This is a genomic window from Leifsonia sp. ALI-44-B, assembly GCF_001984125.1.
In the GTDB taxonomy this organism is placed as follows: Bacteria; Actinomycetota; Actinomycetes; order Actinomycetales; family Microbacteriaceae; genus Okibacterium.
Window position 1 is genome coordinate 458,329 of sequence record NZ_MTQL01000007.1, and the last position, 18,265, is coordinate 476,593.

Genomic DNA, 18,265 nt, shown 5'->3' on the forward strand with positions numbered 1-18,265 from the left:
ATCAGTTCTTCTCTCTGGTGAGGAACCGTTGAACGAACGAGATGAGCAGCACGAGCACGAAGAACACGAGCGAGATCGCCGACGCATAGCCGGTCTCCTGCTGCACGAAGCCGGACTGCACGGCCTCGTAGACGACCGTCGTGGTCGAATCGAGCGGCCCGCCCTGCGTCATGACGCTGATCTGCGTGAACAGGCTGAGCGCCTGGATGGTGATGGTCACGAGAATGAGGCTGCGCGTGGCCGACAGCCCCGGCCACGTGATGTAGCGGAAGCGCTGCCAGCCCGCGGCCCCGTCGAGGTCGGCCGCCTCATAGAGGTCTGCGGGAATGGTCTGCAGGCCCGAGAGCCAGATGACCATGTGGAACCCCACGCCCTGCCACACCGACATGAGGATGATGGCGGGCATCGACGTCGACGGGTCGTTCAACCAGTCGGGCCCCTGCACCAGGCCGAACGTGACGCGGTCGATGAGCACGTTGATGAGGCCGTCCTGGCGGTACATGAACAGCCACAGCAGCGAGACGACCACCATCGAGGTGACGACGGGCAGGAAGTAGACGGTGCGGAAGAACGTGGTGCCGCACACCTGCTTGTTGATCAGCAGCGCGAGCACGAGCGCCACACCCGCCTGCACGGGCACCACGATCACCGCGAAGTAGGCCACGTTGAGCAGCGCACGGAAGAACGTGGGGTCGGTGAAGAGCCGCGCGAAGTTGTCGAGCCCCACGAAGGTGGCGGGGTAGGGCGAGATGAGCCGCGCGTTGGTGAAGGCCAACACGAAGGCCAGCACGGCGGGGATCAGGATGAAGAGGCCGAGCAGAATCACGGCGGGGGCGAGCATGGCCCAGCCGGTGCGCTGCTCCTTCTTGCCCGACCGCGAGAGCGGCTGCCGCGGGGTGCGGGCGGGGCGGGTGGCCTTGGCGGCACGGGTGGCCGTGCGGGCGTCCGCGCGGGCCGATCGTTCGAGGGTGGTCATGGGTGTTCCTCCCGTCGGGGGTGGGATGCGGCGGCCCCGGCACTCGCGGTGGCCGCCGCATCCACGCCCACGGCTATTTCTGCGTGTAGCCGCCGTTGGACTTGATGTTGCCGTCGATGGCCTTGACCGCCTTGTCGAGCGTGGCCTGGGGATCGCCGCCGTTCAGGATGTCCTGCGTGGCCTTCGTGAACTCGCTCGAGATGAACGGGTAGGCGGGGGTTTCAGGGCGCAGCTCGGCGAACTGCTTCGAGAATTCGCGGAACAGGGCGAGGTCGCCGCCCTCCTCGAATCCGGGCACGAGGGCCGCGGCGGCATCCGTCGCGGGGATGGTGGCCGTGGCCTTGGCGACGTCGGCGATGTTCTCGGGCGACAGGGAGAAGGACAGGTAGTCCATGGCGGCCTCGGGGTCGGCGCAGCCGGAGGTCACGCCCCACTGCCACGAACCGCCGCCGATCTTCACGCCCTCGCCCAGGTCGGGCAGAGGCAGCACCGAGAGGTCGTCGCCGAGCGCGGTGGACAGCTTGCCCGCGGCCCAGCTGCCGCCGAGCATGATGGCGCTCACGTTGTTCTCGAGGTCGAGGGCCGCGTCGGCGCCGCTCTTCGGGGCCACGTAGCCGTCGGTCACGAGGCTTTGCATCCACTCGGCCCATTCGACGGCTTTCTTGCCGTTGAGGGCGCCGTCGGCGCTCTGCATGTCGTCGCGGTTGATGAGGTCACCGCCGAAGGACTGCAGCAGGGGCGAGTAGGCGTAGGGGTACCACTCGCCCACGTCGGCCGTGCCGAGGTCGAGCGGTTTGTCCCACGTGCCGTCGGCCTTCAAGGCCTTGAGGGCGGCGTCGAATTCGTCCTTCGTCCAGGGTTCGTCGATCGTGGCCACGCGGATGCCGGCCTTCTCGAGCACCGACGTGCGGGCGAACAGGGCCAGGGCCACGTCGTAGTAGCCGACCGAGTAGGTGTCGCCGTTCCACTTTCCGAGCGTGCTGGGCAGGTTCTCGTCGAGGTCGACGCTGAGGTCGAGGGGCGTCAGGTATTTCGCCCACGCCCAGTTCGGCACGTTCGGGCCGTCGATGTCGACGATGCACGGCAGCTTGCCCGACGCGGCGGCCGCCACGACCGAGTCGTTGTAGGAGGACTGCGGGAAGGCTTGCACCTTGACGGTCGTCTTGTCCTGGCTGGCGTTGTACTTGTCGACCACGGCCTGCACGGCCGCGAGCTCCTCGGTGTTGCCACCGTTGTGGGTCCACAGCGTGAGTTCGCCGTTCTTGCCGTCGGTGCCCGTGCCGGCACTCGCGCAGCCGGCGAGCGATGCCACGAGACTGGCGGCGAGTACACTCGCTACGATCAGGCGCTTCTTTGCGTGTCGCATTCTTGTTTCCTTCTTCATCGTTGGGGTGGGATGCTCGTCGGCGCAGCGCCGATCACCGCGACCGTTGCAGCGGTCGAGGGGTCTGGCGGTCCGTCGTCGCCTAGTGCGGCGGCGGACCGACCGACTGCCGCGTGACGAGCGGGCAATGCATGCGGATCTGTTGGGGAGCGGGCGCTTCGTCGTCGTCGCCGTCGGCCTGGAGTTCGAGCGCGAGGCGTTCGATGGCCCACTGCCCCATCTCGTAGTGCGGCAGGGCGACCGAGTCGAGCCCGGGGAGCATCGCGTCGGCGAGGATCTCGAAGTTGTCGATGCTGACGATCGAGAGATCGTCCGGAATGCGCAGACCTCTCGTCTGGGCGGCCTGGTAAGCGCCCATGGCGATGCGGTCGTTGAAGCAGAACAGCGCTGTGGGCCGGTCGCTTCGGTCGAGCAGGAGGGCCGCGGCGGCGCGCGCCGACGCGGTAGTCGAATCACTCGCGGTGATGAGCGTCTCGTCGACCTCGAGGCCGTGCGCCCGGAGCGTGGCACGATAGCCGTCGAGGCGGCCGCGCGTGGCCGGGATGTCGTCGACATTCGACAGGTAGCCGATGCGCCGGTGCCCGGCGGCGATGAGGTGTTCGACGGCCGTGCGGGCCGCGCCCTCTTCGTCGGGCACGACGCTCGAGATGTGGTCGTTCCCGGTTGATGCATCGAGCAAGACGGTGGGCACGCCGGCCAGAGCCTCGGGCACCGCGACGGTCTGGTGGTACATGCGGGCATAGATGATGCCGTCGACGCGGTGCTGCAGCAGGGCCTCGATGCTGCGGCCCTCGAAGCGCGGGTCGGCGCTCGTGTTCACGATCATGAGCACCCAGTCGTTCTTCGCGGCGGCCTCTTGGGCCCCGAGCAGCACGCGTCCGGCATACGGAGTCGTCGAAATTTCGTCACTCACGAAGCCGATGATCTGGGAGCGCTTGCTGCGCAGGCCGCTCGCGAGCCGGTTGGGCGCGTAGTTGAGGTCGGCGGCCACGGAGCGAACCCGCTCGCGGGTGGCGTCGCTCAGCTGGCCGGCTCCGCTCAGGGCATGGGAGACGGTGGTGAGGGAAACGCCCGCGGCTGCCGCGACGTCTCTGATTCCCACTCGTTTGCTCATCGTTGAACTTCTCTCCCAAAACGTTTTTGTTCCGTCGGAGGTGACTCTACATAAACGTTTTTGTCCGTGTCAAGAAAAATCCCTCGTGATGGATGTCTGACTGCAAGCGTTTGCGGGTTTGCATGTGGCACAGATGCGTAGCGTGCACATGCATTAACCGCAAGGGCCACCCCTCGAATAGGTGACAGCGCCCTCCCTGAAATACATTCGAAGAACAGCAGACCAGAACACCGAAGTGATGGGAGAAAAGCACATGAGTTTGGCCATTGAAGAGACGTTCGCCCTGCCGGCGCACCCCTCACTCGGCGGAGACGATGTCGTCGTCTCGCTGGTGTCCTCCACGCGCTACTCGATCGCCAAGGACGGCGAAACCGTCGGCTTCGTGGATGTCGAGGGCCCCGTGTTCGTCGCCCTCTCCGGTCTCGTCTACCCCTGGGCAGAAGAGATCTCGCAGCACCGCTCGCTGCTCGTCGCCATCCGCGCCGTGGTGCTCGCCGCATCCTGACGCCCGGCGCTTTTTCGCCAGCGACACCCCGCCCCGAACTGTTTCGACAGATCGGGGTTTTTTCTTGAAGGCCGCCCGTCGCCGCGACCCCCATGCGGGGGCCATTCCCGCACCCCTCAAAAAAGACGAGGTTAGAAGCGAAAACAATGCTCGCTTAAGAAACAAACCATGCGCTAGGTTCTTGGGTGGGCGCGGTGTCGCGCTCCTTGCAATCACCACACGTTTCCCGCCGACCGCATCCGGCCGACGGGTTCGTCATGTCTTCGGCGCCGAAGAGGCGTCGTCTAGGGGGACCTTCGTGAAGAAAAACACTTGGCAGAAAGTGCTGGCCGTTCCGGCCACGCTCTCGATCGGCCTCGGCGGCGCCCTGCTCGCCGTCGCGCCCGCCCACGCCGTCGTGATCGACGGCACTTCGAACACCGCAGAGGTCGCTCCGACCGACGTGCCCACGCCGGCCGTGACCGAGACCCCGGCTCCCGCCGAGACCTCGGCTCCGACCGAGACGCCGGCTCCCGTCGAGTCCGCCGCGCCCACCGAGACGCCCGCTCCCACCGAGACCCAGGCTCCTGTCGAGTCGAGTGCAGACGATTCCGCAGCTGAAGAGCCCGTCGTCGGTCTGCTGCCCACGCCCGTCGTGCAGACGCCCACCACCGGTGCCGCCCTCCAGGGCCCGAAGGTCACCGCGACCGGAACCGGCACCGCCGGCAACTACGTGCTCGTCGAGGCCATGACCGCCGAAGAGTTCGCCGCCCTGCCCAAGCCCACCTCGCGCGCCGCGGCCCCCGTCGACCCCGACCCCTACTTCGGTGGTTCGCTGGTTCGTGCCGACGGCACCTGGACCTTCAGCACGAAGGTCCTCACGTCCGGCGACTACATCCTCGTCGCCGTCGAGTACTCGGTCGACGCCAATGGCGCCATCACGGGCGCATCGGTCCCGACCAGCGGCACCCCCGTCTCGGTGACCGTCGCCGCCCCCGCCGCCCCGGTCGTCACCGCCCCCACCGCCGGTGAGGTCGTCCGCGCCAAGAACGTCACGATCTCGGGAACCGGCAAGCCCGGCGCCAACGTCGCCGTGTTCGTCGCCACGCCGAGCTACTTCGATCAGTACGTCGCCGAACAGCTCGCGCTGCTCGAGGACCCCGCCGCAGCTCCCGCTGCCGGCGCCCGCGTGCAGGCCCTGGCCGCCGAGCCCGAGCCGAGCAACCCCGAAGACCCGATCATCGTCGACGCCGCCGGCAACTGGACCGTCGTGCTGCCCCTCGAGATCGGCGCCTACCGCGTCGGTGCCGTTCAGGCCGCTAACGACGACACCGCGCTCGGCCTGTCCGAGCTGTCGGCCACGGTCGACTTCAGCGTCGCCGCCGTGCTGCCCGCACCCGTCGCCCTGCCCGGCACCTCCCCCGCCGGCAACGGCACCCTGCCCGAGACCGGCTCCGACGCCGGAATCATCGCCGGCATGGGTGCCCTGCTCGTCCTCGGTGGCGGCGCACTGTTGTTCGCCCGCCGTCGCATGACCGCCAGCGCCGAATAACCCTCCCCAGACGGCTCGTCAGAGCCACCGCTCACAGCCCCGCGCAACCCCAAACTGCGCGGGGCTGTGTTGCGCCCGGGCGCACCGCGAGCGGGCGTCCCAAATCGTTATCTGAGAAGCAAATATTCACTCACTTTCGAAACAAACCGCGCGCTAGGTTCAGGATGGGCGCGGTGAAGCGCCCCATCGAAATCGCACGCGAACCCGCCCGCCGTCATGGCCGACGAGTTCGTCATGTCCTTGACGCCGATGTCGCGTCGAGTAGGGGGAAAAACGTGAAGAACAAGACCTGGCAGAAGGTGCTGGCCGTTCCGGCCGCCCTGTCCATCGGCCTCGGCGGCGCACTGCTGACCATCGCACCGGCTCACGCCGTCGGAACGCCCGATGCGCCCGCGACCAGCGAGACAGCCGCGCCCACCGCGCCTGCGACCGACAGCCCGACGGCGGAGCCGACGAGCACGCCCGCCCCCACGGCCGAACCCACGACGGAGCCCGCTCAGGAGCCCGTCGCCGAGACGCCGACCCCCGCGCCGATCACCTCGCCTCTCGCAGCGCCTACGCCCGGTGCCCCCGAGAGCGCCATCGCCCCTCTGGCAGTGATCCCCCAGACGCTCGCGCTGCCTGTCGTCGCCTCGCCCGCCAACGGTTCGAGCGTTCCCGGAGACTCCGTCACCATCACGGGCACGGCCGCCGAAGGTGACTTCATCTTCATCCTGATGTCCAGCCCCGAGCAATACGACGACGTCGCGACGGCCGACCCGGCCACTATCGCGGGGTATCTCGCCAACGACGAAGACGCCGTCCCGATCGTGGATGGGCGCTGGAGTTACACCTTCCCGTCGCCGATGCGCGGAGACATCAAGGTCGGCGGGTTCGCTTATACCGTCGACGCCTCGGGCACTGTGACCGCGACGTCGGACTGGGCAGTCCCATCGACCTTCATTGCCACCGGATCCCCGATCGTCGGCGTGACCGACGCTCCGGTCGTGACGACTCCCACCGCCGGTGAAGTTGTTCGTGCACAGAACGTCACGATCTCGGGAACCGGTCGCCCCGGTGCCAACGTCGCCGTGTTCGTCGCCACGCCGAGCTACTTCGACCAGTACGTCGCCGAACAGCTCGCACTGATCGAGGGCGCATTGGGCTCCACCGACCCCGCGGCCGGCGCCCGCGTGCAGGCCCTGGCCGCCGAACCCGAGCCGAGCAACCCCGAAGACCCGATCATCGTCGACGAGAACGGTAACTGGAGCGTCGTGCTGCCCCTCGAGATCGGCGCCTACCGCGTCGGTGCCATGCAGGTCTTGAACACCCCGACCTTCATCGGCATCTCGGAAGTATCGGCCACGGTCGACTTCAGCGTCGCCGCCGTGCTGCCCGCACCCGTCGCCCTGCCCGGCACCTCCCCCGCCGGCAACGGCACCCTGCCCGAGACCGGCTCCGACGCCGGAATCATCGCCGGCATGGGTGCCCTGCTCGTCCTCGGTGGCGGCGCACTGTTGTTCGCCCGCCGTCGCATGACTGCCAGCGCCGAATAACACACCGCCGGGTTCACTCCCAGCACAGCACAGCACAACACAGCACAACACAAAGCCCCGCGCGATTCCGTATGCGCGGGGCTTTGTCGTGCCGGGGCGCAGATTAGTGGCCGGTCTCGCCCGGGAGACGGTCGAGGTAGTCAGAGAGGATGCGCGAAGCATCCGTGCCGCCGTCGTGCGGGTCGGCGGCGAGGAGGTGGAGCGCGAGGCCGTCGACGAGGGCGTGCAGGGCGGCGGATTCGCGGTCGAGGTCGAGGCTGGCGGCATCCAGATCGCCCGCCCGCATCAGGCGCTCGAGGAAGACCCGGCAGGCCGCGCGTGTATCGGCCAGGATCTGGTCATAGGCGGGACGGAGGGCCGAGGAGGTCAGGGCGAGCGAGCCCATGGCGTGGTAGACCTCCATTTCGACGCGACGGTCGGCGTCGAGGGGCAGCAGCTGCATGAGGCAGGCCTCGGCCGTGGCGCGCGGCGTGGGGCCGGGCTCGAGGGCGAGGATGCGATCACGGGCCCGGCGCTGCACGAGCTGCAGCGAGAAGATGAGCAACGAGTCCTGTGTCGGGAATGACCGGCGCAGTGAACCCGTGGCCAGACCGGCCTCGGCGGCGACGTTGCGCACCGAGATCTTGGTGATGCCGTCGCGCAGCAGAACGCGCCAGGCAGCTTCGGCGACCTCGATCTCGCGGGCGTCGTGGTCGATCAACTTGGGCATGGTCCGAGTTTATACAGTCGTGCTAGCATCGCTTTGTTAGTACAATCGTGTAAACAAGGAGGGGTGCATGATCCTCGGCATCATCGTGGCGTGCGAGATCGGCTTCTGGGTGGCGATCGGGGCGGGGCTCGCGGCCCGCTACCTGCTCAAGGCGCCGCGCCTGGGCGTCGTACTGCTGGCGCTCGCACCCGTCATCGACCTGGTTTTGCTCATCGCCACGGGCCTGCACCTCAAAAGCGGAGCGAATGCATCCTGGGAGCACGGCCTCGCCGCCGTCTACATCGGGTTCTCGGTCGCCTACGGTCACCGCCTCATCGCCTGGGCCGACGCGCGTTTCGCCAGACGGTTCGCGGGCGGCAGCATCCCGGCGCCGCTCACCGGCCGGGCCTACACGCGCAAATGCTGGGGGGATGTCGCGCGCACCCTGCTCGGAGTCGCCATCGCCGCGGGCATCCTGCTCGGCCTCACGTGGTGGGTGGGCGACGCCGCGCGCACGGCCGAGCTGCAGAACTGGTTCGGCATCCTGCTCATCGTGATCGGCATCGACACGGTGTGGGCGGTCAGTTACACCCTGTGGCCGAAGAAGTCCAAGGCAGCACAAGTCGCTGGTGCCACACAACGCTGACGCGCCAGAATAGAGGTGGCACCGATGAGCGGATGCCGCCACGAGGGGAATCAGCATGAGCGACAGTCCGTACGGCCCGCCGTCCACCAACAACGATGGCAACGAGCCCGGGAACGCTCGCAACGACGGCGGTTTCGGGCAGGGCGGCTACCCCCAGCACGGCCAGCATTCCGGCGGCCAGCAGGGCTACTCCTCGAGCACCCAGCCCGGCTACCCCGGCCACCAGCCGAGCGCGCAGCAGGGCTACCAGTCGGGGCAACAGGGTTACCCCTCGGGGCAGCAGGGCGCCTACCCGGCCTCGACGCCCGCGCCGCGCAAGCGCAACAGACTCTTCGACGACGGCGGGGCGCCGAACCAGCTGGGCCTCTACGCGTTCTTCGCGGGCATTGCCGGCATCGCCGTCGGCCTCGTCTTCCAGCTTGTGCAGGCGGGTTTCATCGGCACGCAGGCCTTCGCCATGCTCAGCGTGATCGCACTGGCACGAACCGTTCTCTCCTTCATCCTCGGCGTGCTGGCGGTCGTTCTGGGACTCGCCGCGCTCAACCGGCCGGGGGCATCCAAGACGTTCGCCGCGCTCGGGCTCGGAATCGGAGCAACCTTCCTGCTCGGCGCCATCGGCAACGTTCTCTACAGCCTGCTGGCCAGCGCCGCCTCGGCGCTCTAGAGCCGGCCCTGACTACCCCTGCGCGGCACCCTCGGCGGCGCCGTCTTCGAGCGCGCCCTCGTACACGTCGATGACCGAGGCGAGGAACGCACCCACGATGTCCCGGTGCTCGGCGGGGAGATCGGCCGCAGCATCCGCGACGCCGTTGAGCACGGGCATGAGCGCGTCGAAGGCGCGGGCCACCGACGGCGGCGACGGCACGATCACGGTCTTGCGGCGGTCGGTGGGGTGAGGTTCGCGGCGCGCGTGACCCGAGGCCACGAGGCGATCGACCGAGAACGTCGTGGCGGCATTCGAGATGCCGAGCTTCGGCGCGAGCTCGCTGGGCGTCATGGGACCCGACAGAATCAGGTGCTCCATGGCCTCGAGGTCGGTGTCGTTGACCGCCAGCGTGCGCCCGAGGTGCTGCTCGAAAGCCTTCGACAGCGCGCCGATCGAGCGCAACTGATTGCCGATGGCGCCGGCGGTCGGATGCTCGTGCCCCGCGGTCTTCACCCGACGCGGTCCCTCCGACTTGCGCTCGTCTTCCATGAACGTCATGCTAATGCAGTAGGTCGTTAAGTTGCTTAACTATTAAGTTCCTGGAGGAAAAATATGCGGGCTCTGTGGCGGTTCATCAGCGGGAAGCGCACCGCGTGGGCGGTTCTGGGCGCCACGGTCGTGGCCGTGGGGCTGCTGTTCGCGTTCCTCCCCACGCCCGAGACGGATGCCTACCCCGCATCCGGTCTGCCCGACAGCACGCAGAGCGCGCAGGTCGCCGCGGCGCTCGAAGACTTTCCCTCGGCCGAGCAGACCGCCGCAATTCTCGTGTGGAACCGTGAGGGCAGCTCGCTGACCGACGACGATCGCGCCGCCATCCAGGAGCGCGCGACCGCCCTGGCCACCGATTCGACCGCACCCGAGGCCGTGCGCCCGCAGTTCAGCGACGACGGGGATGCCGCGCTCGTCGTCGTTCCGCTCGACAAGGCCACGGCCGAGGACGACCTCGCGGGCACGGCCGACGCACTGCGCGCCACCGCATCCGAAGACCTGCCCGACGGGCTCGACAGCTATTTGACGGGCGGCGTCGGTTTTCAGGCCGACATCAGCAACGCGTTCGCGGGGGCCGACGTGCGCCTGCTGCTCGTGACCGTCATCGTGGTGGCCGTGCTGCTCATCGTCACCTACCGCAGCCCCGTGCTGTGGATCGTTCCGCTCGCCGTCGTGGGTCTCGCCGACGGTCTGGCCGGCAAGGTGGCGAAGGCCGCGGCAGAGTCGTTCGGGGTGACCGTCGACGCGTCGATCTCGGGCATCCTGTCGGTGCTCGTCTTCGGTGCGGGCACCAACTACGCCCTGCTGCTCGTGGCCCGCTATCGCGAGGAGCTGCTGAAACAGGAGGACCGCTCGGCCGCCATGTTCACGGCCGTGACGAGCGCAGGCCCCGCCATCGCCGCCTCGGGCGGAACCGTGGCGCTCAGCCTCATCACCCTGCTCTTCGCCGAGCTGAGTGGCAACCGCGCGCTCGGCTTCGCGTGCGCCATCGGTGTCGTGATCGCCGTGCTGTTCGCCCTGATCGTGCTGCCCGCGGCGCTCGTGGTGTGCGGCCGCGGACTGTTCTGGCCGTTCATCCCTCGCCACGTCGGCGAGCACGCCGCAACCAAGACGAGCCTGTGGACCAAGCTCGGGCGCGGCGTCTCGCGCAAACCCGTCACGATTCTCGTGGTGTCGGTGCTGGGCCTCGGCGCCCTCTCGGTGGGGCTCGTCGGCGCGAGCGTCGGCCTGTCGCAGACCGAGCAGCTGCTCGGCGAACCCGAGTCCGTGACGGCGCAGAAAATCGTCGACGACTCGTTCTCGGCGGGCCTGACCGGGCAGACGATCGTGCTCGCCCCCGAAGACGCCGTGGCCGAGGCATCCCAAATCGCGGAAGACACGGATGGCGTGGACAGCGTGCGCCCCGGCGAAACGGCCAACGGCCTGGCGCAGCTCTCGGTGTCGCTCACGGCCGCGCCCGACAGCGACGAGGCCTTCGACACCGTCACGGCCCTGCGCGCGAACTATGCCGACGCCTCGGGCGACGTCTCCGAGACGATCGTGGGCGGCACGGATGCGACGGCGCTCGACGAGCGGACCGTCTCGGAACGCGACCAGAACCTCATCATCCCGCTCATCCTGGTGATCGTCTTCGTCATTCTGGCCGTGCTGCTGCGCTCGCTCGTGGCCCCCGTGCTGTTGCTGCTGAGCGTGCTCGCCACGTTCTTCGCGAGCCTGGGCGCCTCGAACCTGCTGTTCCAGAACGTGCTCGGCTTTCCCGCGTTCGACACCAACGTCGTGCTCTTCGCGTTCCTGTTCCTCGTGGCGCTGGGCGTCGATTACAACATCTTCCTCACCACGAGGGCTCGAGAAGAGCGGATGCTGCACGGCACGCGCGAGGGCATGATCCGGGCCCTGGCCTCCACCGGTGCGGTCATCACGAGCGCCGGAATCCTGCTCGCGGCCGTGTTCGCCGTGCTGGGCGTGCTGCCCGTCGTCGCGCTCACGCAGATCGGCGTGATCGTGTGCATCGGCGTGCTGCTCGACACGTTGCTCGTGCGCACCATCCTCGTGCCCGCGCTCGTGTTCCTGACGGGGGATCGCTTCTGGTGGCCGTCGAAGGTGCGGGCCGTCGAGACATCCGACCGCTAGCCGGGCGCCGACGGCTGGCGCCGGTTAACGAGGAAACGCCCGCCAACCGTGAAGGTTGAGCGGGCGTTTCCCGTGCACAAGCCGCCGAAGGGGCGGTCAGGAACAGCCGATCGTTAGGCCTTGCGGCGTCCGACGATCAGGCCGTAGATGAGGAGGACGATGATCGAGCCGGCGATGGCGAGGAGCCACGTCTGGATCGAGAAGAAGTCCTCGAGGGGGGCGTTGAACAAGAGGCCACCGAGCCAGCCGCCGAGCAGTGCGCCGACGACGCCGAGAAGCAGGGTGATGAGCCATCCGCCGCCCTGTTTGCCGGGGAGGATGAGCTTTGCGATGGCACCGGCTGCGAGGCCGAGGATGAGGAAACCGAAGAATCCCATGATGTGTCCCTTCTAAACGGTTTAGCGAGTGCGCGCCGGGGTCTGGCGCATGACTCGTCGGTAACGATGCTCTACCCCGTGCACCGAAACGGCAAGCCAGGACGTACCCCTTGCATTTGCCGCGAATTGCTGCTTCAGCGGTGACGAGCGAGCCACATCATGGTAATGGACATCGGATGCTCGAGCGCAAGGCCGAGCCCTGCTCACGCCCAGCGCCTAGGCTTGAGCAGGTGTCTTCCCGCCGAGAAACCCAGCCGCACGACATCCCCCTCGACCCGGCCGACCCCACCGCGGGCGGCTTCGTGCGGGTGCGCGGGGCGCGCGAGAACAACCTGCGCAACGTGGACGTCGACGTGCCGCGCGACAGCATCGTCGCCTTCACGGGCGTCTCGGGCTCGGGCAAGTCGTCGCTTGCATTCGGCACCATCTTCGCCGAGGCCCAGCGCCGGTTTCTCGAGTCGGTGGCGCCCTACGCGCGCCGCCTGATTGCGCAGGGCAACACCCCGCACGTCGACGAGATCACGGGTCTGCCGCCCGCCGTGGCGCTGCAGCAGAGGCGCGGCGCCCCCAGCTCGCGCTCGACCGTGGGCACGCTCACCACCCTGTCCAACTCGCTGCGCATGCTCTATTCGCGCGCCGGAACCTACCCCGCGGGCGCCACCCGACTCGAGTCCGACTCGTTTTCGCCCAACACGGCGGCCGGCGCGTGCCCCCGCTGCCACGGGCTCGGCATCGCGCACACCGTGACCGAGCGGTCGGCCGTGCACGACGCCACGCTCAGCATCCGCGACGGGGCCATCGCCGCGTGGCCGGGCGCTTGGCAGGGCAAGAACCTGCGCGACGTGACCGCCAAGCTCGGCTACGACATCGACGCCCCCTGGAACACGCTGCCGCGCAAGGACCGCGACTGGCTGCTGTTCACCGACGAGCAGCCCGTGGTCGAGGTCATGCCGCAGCGCGACCGCGTGGCCAAGCCCTACAAGGGCAAATTCTGGAGCGCCAAGGCCTACGTCATGCACACGCTCGCCGACTCGGGCAGCGAGATGGCGCGCAAGCGGGCGCAGCGCTTCGTCGAGTCGGGGCCGTGCGACCTGTGCGGCGGTACGGGCCTCACCCGCGCCGCGCTCGACGTGACCTTCGCGGGCCACACCATCGCCGAGCTCAACGCCCTGCCGCTCGCCGGCCTCGCCGACGCCCTGCGCCCCACCGCCCAGCTGGCCGAAACCACGACGGCCGTGTCGAACGCCTCCTCGGGCGAGACCACCGAGGTGGCCGTGCGCATCGCCGCCGACCTCGTCACGCGCGCCGACGTGCTCATCGGTCTGGGCCTCGGATATCTGAGCCTCGGTCGCGTCACCACCACGCTCTCCCCCGGCGAAATGCAGCGGCTGCGCATCGCCACGCAGCTGCGGTCGGGCCTGTTCGGCGTGGTCTACGTGCTCGACGAGCCGTCCGCCGGCCTGCACCCCGCCGACGCCGAACCCCTGCTCGACGTGCTCTCGCAGCTCAAGGCATCCGGCAACACCGTCTTCGTCGTCGAACACAACATGGATGTCGTGCGCCAGGCCGATTGGCTCGTCGACGTGGGCCCGGCCGCCGGCGCCGGTGGCGGCGACGTGCTCTACAGTGGGCCCGTCGAGGGGCTCGCGGATGTCGCGGAGTCGGTGACGCGGCCGTATCTGCTCGGCGAGCGCTCGACGGGCGGCCGGTCGAACGCGGGCTCGGGCACGGACTCGTCAGCGCCGGGCGACCGTCAGCCCCGCGAACCCCGATCGTGGCTCGGATTGCGCGGCGTCTCGCGCCACAACCTGCGCGACCTCGACGCCGACTTCCCGCTGGGCGTGCTCACGGCGGTCACGGGCGTGTCCGGTTCGGGCAAGTCAACGCTCGTCAGCCGCGTGCTGGCCGACGCCGTGCGGGTCGGGTTGAAACACGGAGGCGAGCTCGCATCCTTCACCGACCTCACGGCCGAGGCCGATGCCGACGGCGCCTCTCGCTCAGCCGCCGACGGTGAACCCGACGCGGATGCCGCAGCCGCCGAAGCGGCCACCGGAACCGCCCCCGCCACGACGACCGTCGACCGCATTACGGGCCTCGACGCCGTCGACCGCCTGGTGCGCGTCGACCAGCGCCCCATAGGCCGCACGCCGCGCTCCAACCTGGCCACGTACACGGGCCTCTTCGACACCGTGCGCTCGGTGTTCGCGGCCACCGACGAGGCGCGCGCCCGCAGCTACACCGCCGGCCGGTTCTCGTTCAACGTCGACGGCGGCCGCTGCGAGACCTGCCTCGGCGAGGGTTTCGTGTCGGTCGAGCTGCTGTTCCTGCCGGGCAGCTATGCGCCCTGCCCCACCTGTCACGGCGCGCGCTACAAAGCCGAGACCCTCGAGGTGACGTATGCCGGGGCATCCATCGCGGATGTCTTGGCCATGACGGTCGACGACGCCGCCGACTTCTGGCGCGAGGTTCCCTCGGCTGCGCGCGCGCTCGACACCCTGCGCCAGGTGGGCCTCGGCTATCTGAGGCTCGGACAGCCCGCCACCGAACTCTCGGGCGGCGAAGCCCAGCGCATCAAACTGGCCACCGAACTGCAGCGCGCCCGCCGCGGCCACACCCTTTATGTGCTCGACGAGCCGACAACGGGCCTGCACCCGGCCGACGTCGAGCTGCTGCTCGCGCAACTGAACCGGCTCGTCGACCAGGACAACACGGTCGTCATCGTCGAACACGACATGTCGGTCGTCGCCTCGGCCGACTGGGTCATCGACCTCGGACCGTCGGGCGGCGACGCGGGCGGCCGCATCCTCGCGACCGGCACCCCGGCCACCGTCGCGGCCTCGCCCGACAGCCGCACGGCACCCTACCTGCGCACCCGCCTCCCCCAGGGCTAGTCGACGGACACTAAATCGCCAGCGAGACCTTCTTGCCGAGGGCCGCGATCGTTTCTTCGTTGCGGCTGTAGTGCGAGAACTGGCCGACGCGCTGGCAGGTGACGAGCCCGGCGCGTTGCAGCGTGGCCATGAACTGAGATGCCGTCGACTGTGAGACGTCGGCCCGCGCCTGAATGTGCTTGAGACACACGCCGACTTCTTGCGCCGGGCGATCTTGCGGCGGGAACGACTCGGGGTCTTCCAACCATCCGAGTATCGCCAAGCGGGTCGGATGCCCGAGCGCCTTGAAGGCGGCCACCACCTCGTCGTCCGTCAATTCGCTCATGACATCCATCTTACATCGTCGTATCGCGATTTACCGATGATGTGCTAAACCTTAGATCGGCAAATCACGATTTAACGATGGAGATGGTTGAGTATGACGAAAACAAACAAAGCGGCAGACCCGAAGACGGCGGTTGTCGTCGGAGCCCGGGGCGTGATCGGGGGCAACCTCATCGCGCACCTCGAACGCGAGGGCGACTGGGACATCGTGGGGCTCTCGCGGCGCGGCCGCGTCGACACGGCCACCACCCGCCACCTAGCCGTCGACCTGCTCGACCGCGAGCAAACCGCCGAGAAGCTCGCCGCCCTTACGCAGACGACCCACATCTTCTACGCGGCCTACCAAGACCGGCCGACCTGGGCCGAGCTCGTGCCGCCCAACCTCGCCATGCTCACCAACGTGGTCGACGCCCTCGAACCCGTCGCGCCGCACCTCGAACACATCAGCCTGATGCAGGGCTACAAGGTCTACGGCGCCCACCTCGGGCCGTTCGCCACACCCGCGAAGGAGAGCGATCCTCCGCACATGCCTCCTGAGTTCAACGTCGATCAGCAGCAGTTTCTCGAGCGACGTCAGCGCGGCGCCACCTGGTCGTGGTCGGCCATCCGCCCGTCTGTCGTGGCCGGGGTGGGCCTCGGCAACCCCATGAACCTGGCCATGGTCATCGCCATCTATGCCTCGATGAGCAAGGAGTTGGGCGTGCCCCTGCGCTTCCCCGGCGCGCCCGGCGCCTACACGAGCCTCATCGAGATGACCGACGCCGACCTGCTCGCACGCGCCACCACGTGGGCGGCGACGTCACCGGGCACGCGCAACGAGGCGTTCAACATCACCAACGGCGACATGTTCCGCTGGTCGAGCATGTGGCCCAAGATCGCGGCATTCTTCGACCTCGAGGTCGCGCCGCCGCTGCCCCTCAGCCTCACCGACGTCATGGCCGACAAGGCCGACCTCTGGCAGCGGATGATCGAGCAACACGACCTCGAGTCCACTCCCTACTCCGACGTCTCATCGTGGCCCTTCGGCGACTTCGTCTTCTCCTGGGACTACGACGTCATCGCGGACACCTCGAAGTCGCGCCGCGCCGGCTTCCACGACTACGTCGACACCGAAGCCATGTTCCTCAGCATCTTCCAGGACCTGCGCGACCGCCGCCTCATCCCCTGAGCGCCGCGGGGCTTGGGCTCTTAGCGCACCCACTTTCCGAGGACGACGACCTCGCCGTCTTCGTAGCCGAGTCGCTCGTAGAAGTCGACGACACCCGCATTGGTCGAGCGCACCATGAGTTGCACCTTGGGTACGTCGCGCTCACGTATCCACTCTTCGGCGGCGTCGTTCAGCTGCCGACCGAGCCCGCTCCCTCGCCGCGTTTCGGCCACGGCCAGGTAGTAGATCCATCCGCGATGACCGTCATGCCCAACCATCGCGGTGCCCACCAGCTCGTCGCCGTCGAAGGCCCCCAACACGGCGGATGTCTCGCCACTCACCGCGCGCGCAAAATCTTCGGCGGGCGGATTCCACGGCCGCGTCAGCCCGGCCTCCTCCCACAACCGCGTCGCCGCCGCGCTCTGCTCAAGCCCCAGCGGGCGAATCGTGACGGCGGCGTTTCTCTCAGACATCCACTCATCTTCTCAGAGCGGCTTGCTGCCTTTGGAAGCTGATCAACCCGCTTTGCGCCACAGCCCGCAACCGCTGACCGAGAAGCCTTCCCCGCTTCGAACTGTCACGGAGACTCCGTCAGGAGCAGCCGTAATGAAGTCATTTGCGAGGATGTCTCCGTTGAGCGTGTGCCGCTCCCAATAGCAGTCTTTGCGATTCTTTGTCGTGACGTAGGTCCCCGGAGCAATGCCGTCACCACCGACTCGGTAGTCGCCATCCTCAAGATATGCGTCAGCTTCAGCTTTCGCCGCGCCTAATTCCGGGCAGTATCCCGCGATCGCGGCTTTCGCATATGGGTCCGCCAACCGGAGCGCGAAGACTGTCGAGACGCGCTCATCGCTGTTGATATCGGAAGCCCAGCCAGGAGCATTGGTTGCGCACCACTCGCGGCCAGCGCTGAACCGCAACTCTTGATCAGGAGCGGCCGACTCGAGTGTCCGGCCTTCGGCTTTCAGCGCTTCTGTGTATTTTCGGTCTTGGCTTTGTTCCAGCGTGCCGAGACCATCGATGGCCTGTGGAAGTTGCGTGGTGAAGAGCCAGGCGTTGGATGCATCTTTGAGTTCGACCGCGGACGCCAGTTTGTCTTTCAACGTCGTCAGTGAGGCCAGTGCTTCCGGGCTCGCCCACGGCGACGAAGCGATTGCGCGTTCTGCATCCGCTATCTTCGCCGGCGCTTCTTGGAGCGCGAGGGCTTCCCGTTCTCGTTTCTCCGCCGCTCGTTCCTTTTCAGCTTCAGCTGCGCGTTCATCGTCCGCTTTCGCCGCTTTCGCTTCCCGGGCCGTTTCAGCATTAGCAAGGGCGAGGTCACGTTGCGCGCGGTTGTTGTCGGCGATGACTACTCCGGCAACAGAGACGGTAGCCACCAACACGACACCAGCCAGTACCGCCATCCATCGCCGCTGTGAAACTTTCCGCACACGGAGTTTAAGTCCGATCCACAGCACACCGAGCTTCGCGAGCAGATCCGATAGATGGTCGTCGGGCTCGACGCTCTTTGTGGTGCTCGACGATGATGGTGCGGGCCTAACCAGCAGCCTCATATCTGGCTGGGGAGCAGACACTTTTCGATGCCAGGAGTCGATGAGTGCATCATCAGCAAGAATCGCCGCAGCCTGACCATCCGTGAGGTCCAGCCCTAGGTCACTCCGCCCTTGTTCGGTTGAGAGCTTCTTGCGAAATTCGTTCCGATCCAACACCGCTGTCCCCATCCCCATACCCGAGCACCCTTGCCGAGGTTGGCTCAGGTTACAGCGAAAGCGACCGAACGCTGCAGGTGTCCGATTTGCGCAATCGAAGGGTAGAAGCTCGT

17 protein-coding genes are annotated in these 18,265 nt (G+C 67.8%); 8 read left to right on the forward strand and 9 right to left on the reverse strand.

Annotated elements, in window-relative coordinates; all coding sequences use genetic code 11:
- Position 1: 1 nt before the first annotated feature.
- The 3 genes from ALI44B_RS09135 to ALI44B_RS09145 all read right to left on the reverse strand — a co-directional run bounded on the left by ALI44B_RS09135 (position 2) and on the right by ALI44B_RS09145 (position 3,474).
- Positions 2 to 976: a carbohydrate ABC transporter permease gene (locus ALI44B_RS09135; RefSeq protein WP_077054406.1), complete on the reverse strand. Its 975-nt coding sequence runs from the start codon at positions 974 to 976 to the stop codon at positions 2 to 4.
- A gap of 73 nt (positions 977 to 1,049) precedes the next feature.
- Positions 1,050 to 2,342 (reverse strand): sugar ABC transporter substrate-binding protein, encoded by a 1,293-nt coding sequence (locus tag ALI44B_RS09140; RefSeq protein ID WP_077054407.1) that lies wholly within the window; start codon positions 2,340 to 2,342, stop codon positions 1,050 to 1,052.
- Between the two features lie 100 nt (positions 2,343 to 2,442).
- Positions 2,443 to 3,474 (reverse strand): LacI family DNA-binding transcriptional regulator, encoded by a 1,032-nt coding sequence (locus tag ALI44B_RS09145; RefSeq protein ID WP_077054408.1) that lies wholly within the window; start codon positions 3,472 to 3,474, stop codon positions 2,443 to 2,445.
- A gap of 253 nt (positions 3,475 to 3,727) precedes the next feature.
- Between ALI44B_RS09145 and ALI44B_RS09150 the strand changes: the two genes are divergently transcribed.
- From ALI44B_RS09150 to ALI44B_RS09160, 3 genes are all read left to right on the forward strand, one after another.
- Positions 3,728 to 3,979, forward strand: a complete 252-nt coding sequence (locus tag ALI44B_RS09150) for a hypothetical protein (RefSeq protein WP_077054409.1) — start codon at positions 3,728 to 3,730, stop codon at positions 3,977 to 3,979.
- A gap of 298 nt (positions 3,980 to 4,277) precedes the next feature.
- Positions 4,278 to 5,510: an LPXTG cell wall anchor domain-containing protein gene (locus tag ALI44B_RS09155; RefSeq protein ID WP_143459154.1), complete on the forward strand. Its 1,233-nt coding sequence runs from the start codon at positions 4,278 to 4,280 to the stop codon at positions 5,508 to 5,510.
- 275 nt (positions 5,511 to 5,785) lie between these two features.
- Complete coding sequence (locus ALI44B_RS09160; protein WP_077054411.1) at positions 5,786 to 7,045, forward strand: LPXTG cell wall anchor domain-containing protein; 1,260 nt, start codon at positions 5,786 to 5,788, stop codon at positions 7,043 to 7,045.
- Positions 7,046 to 7,148: 103 nt separating this feature from the next.
- Here ALI44B_RS09160 and ALI44B_RS09165 read toward each other — a convergent pair whose 3' ends face one another.
- Positions 7,149 to 7,754: a TetR/AcrR family transcriptional regulator gene (locus ALI44B_RS09165; protein ID WP_077054412.1), complete on the reverse strand. Its 606-nt coding sequence runs from the start codon at positions 7,752 to 7,754 to the stop codon at positions 7,149 to 7,151.
- Between the two features lie 67 nt (positions 7,755 to 7,821).
- Here ALI44B_RS09165 and ALI44B_RS09170 point away from each other — a divergent pair, with 67 nt between their 5' ends.
- Both ALI44B_RS09170 and ALI44B_RS09175 read left to right on the forward strand, forming a co-directional pair.
- Positions 7,822 to 8,379, forward strand: a complete 558-nt coding sequence (locus ALI44B_RS09170; protein WP_077054413.1) for a hypothetical protein — start codon at positions 7,822 to 7,824, stop codon at positions 8,377 to 8,379.
- A gap of 55 nt (positions 8,380 to 8,434) precedes the next feature.
- Positions 8,435 to 9,043, forward strand: coding sequence for a hypothetical protein (locus tag ALI44B_RS09175; protein WP_077054414.1), 609 nt, complete (start codon positions 8,435 to 8,437; stop codon positions 9,041 to 9,043).
- Positions 9,044 to 9,055: 12 nt separating this feature from the next.
- On the opposite strand, the gene ALI44B_RS09180 is transcribed toward ALI44B_RS09175, so the two are convergent.
- Positions 9,056 to 9,574 carry a MarR family winged helix-turn-helix transcriptional regulator gene (locus ALI44B_RS09180; RefSeq protein ID WP_179100245.1) on the reverse strand — a complete coding sequence of 173 codons (519 nt, stop codon included), beginning with the start codon at positions 9,572 to 9,574 and terminating at the stop codon, positions 9,056 to 9,058.
- A 63-nt stretch (positions 9,575 to 9,637) separates the two neighbouring features.
- On the opposite strand from ALI44B_RS09180, the gene ALI44B_RS09185 reads away from it, so the two are divergent.
- Positions 9,638 to 11,704, forward strand: coding sequence for an MMPL family transporter (locus ALI44B_RS09185; protein WP_077054415.1), 2,067 nt, complete (start codon positions 9,638 to 9,640; stop codon positions 11,702 to 11,704).
- Between the two features lie 113 nt (positions 11,705 to 11,817).
- Here ALI44B_RS09185 and ALI44B_RS09190 read toward each other — a convergent pair whose 3' ends face one another.
- A complete protein-coding gene (locus tag ALI44B_RS09190) occupies positions 11,818 to 12,081 on the reverse strand; it encodes a GlsB/YeaQ/YmgE family stress response membrane protein (protein ID WP_077054416.1) in 264 nt (87 codons plus the stop codon).
- A gap of 176 nt (positions 12,082 to 12,257) precedes the next feature.
- On the opposite strand from ALI44B_RS09190, the gene ALI44B_RS09195 reads away from it, so the two are divergent.
- Entirely contained in the window at positions 12,258 to 14,972 is a 2,715-nt protein-coding gene (locus ALI44B_RS09195; protein ID WP_179100246.1) for an excinuclease ABC subunit UvrA, read from the forward strand.
- Between the two features lie 10 nt (positions 14,973 to 14,982).
- Here ALI44B_RS09195 and ALI44B_RS09200 read toward each other — a convergent pair whose 3' ends face one another.
- Entirely contained in the window at positions 14,983 to 15,297 is a 315-nt protein-coding gene (locus tag ALI44B_RS09200) for an ArsR/SmtB family transcription factor (RefSeq protein WP_077055486.1), read from the reverse strand.
- A 93-nt stretch (positions 15,298 to 15,390) separates the two neighbouring features.
- Here ALI44B_RS09200 and ALI44B_RS09205 point away from each other — a divergent pair, with 93 nt between their 5' ends.
- Positions 15,391 to 16,464 (forward strand): SDR family oxidoreductase, encoded by a 1,074-nt coding sequence (locus tag ALI44B_RS09205; RefSeq protein ID WP_077054417.1) that lies wholly within the window; start codon positions 15,391 to 15,393, stop codon positions 16,462 to 16,464.
- A 20-nt stretch (positions 16,465 to 16,484) separates the two neighbouring features.
- On the opposite strand, the gene ALI44B_RS09210 is transcribed toward ALI44B_RS09205, so the two are convergent.
- The gene (locus ALI44B_RS09210) at positions 16,485 to 16,916 is read right to left on the reverse strand and encodes a GNAT family acetyltransferase (RefSeq protein ID WP_083709812.1); all 432 of its coding nucleotides are present in this window, start codon (positions 16,914 to 16,916) and stop codon (positions 16,485 to 16,487) included.
- Positions 16,917 to 16,958: 42 nt separating this feature from the next.
- Entirely contained in the window at positions 16,959 to 18,152 is a 1,194-nt protein-coding gene (locus ALI44B_RS15905) for an Rv1352/Rv1906c domain-containing protein (RefSeq protein WP_143459156.1), read from the reverse strand.
- Positions 18,153 to 18,265 lie beyond the last annotated feature (113 nt).

Coding starts and splice junctions, on each gene's coding strand:
- ALI44B_RS09185 (WP_077054415.1), top strand. CDS start 9,638: ATGCGGGCTCTGTGGCGGTTCATCAGCGGGAAGCGCACCGCGTGGGCG.
- ALI44B_RS09145 (WP_077054408.1), bottom strand. CDS start 3,474: ATGAGCAAACGAGTGGGAATCAGAGACGTCGCGGCAGCCGCGGGCGTT.
- ALI44B_RS09200 (WP_077055486.1), bottom strand. CDS start 15,297: ATGAGCGAATTGACGGACGACGAGGTGGTGGCCGCCTTCAAGGCGCTC.
- ALI44B_RS09175 (WP_077054414.1), top strand. CDS start 8,435: ATGAGCGACAGTCCGTACGGCCCGCCGTCCACCAACAACGATGGCAAC.
- ALI44B_RS09150 (WP_077054409.1), top strand. CDS start 3,728: ATGAGTTTGGCCATTGAAGAGACGTTCGCCCTGCCGGCGCACCCCTCA.
- ALI44B_RS09140 (WP_077054407.1), bottom strand. CDS start 2,342: ATGCGACACGCAAAGAAGCGCCTGATCGTAGCGAGTGTACTCGCCGCC.
- ALI44B_RS09135 (WP_077054406.1), bottom strand. CDS start 976: ATGACCACCCTCGAACGATCGGCCCGCGCGGACGCCCGCACGGCCACC.
- ALI44B_RS09180 (WP_179100245.1), bottom strand. CDS start 9,574: ATGGAAGACGAGCGCAAGTCGGAGGGACCGCGTCGGGTGAAGACCGCG.
- ALI44B_RS09190 (WP_077054416.1), bottom strand. CDS start 12,081: ATGGGATTCTTCGGTTTCCTCATCCTCGGCCTCGCAGCCGGTGCCATC.
- ALI44B_RS09210 (WP_083709812.1), bottom strand. CDS start 16,916: ATGTCTGAGAGAAACGCCGCCGTCACGATTCGCCCGCTGGGGCTTGAG.
- ALI44B_RS09195 (WP_179100246.1), top strand. CDS start 12,258: ATGCTCGAGCGCAAGGCCGAGCCCTGCTCACGCCCAGCGCCTAGGCTT.
- ALI44B_RS09165 (WP_077054412.1), bottom strand. CDS start 7,754: ATGCCCAAGTTGATCGACCACGACGCCCGCGAGATCGAGGTCGCCGAA.
- ALI44B_RS09205 (WP_077054417.1), top strand. CDS start 15,391: ATGACGAAAACAAACAAAGCGGCAGACCCGAAGACGGCGGTTGTCGTC.
- ALI44B_RS09170 (WP_077054413.1), top strand. CDS start 7,822: ATGATCCTCGGCATCATCGTGGCGTGCGAGATCGGCTTCTGGGTGGCG.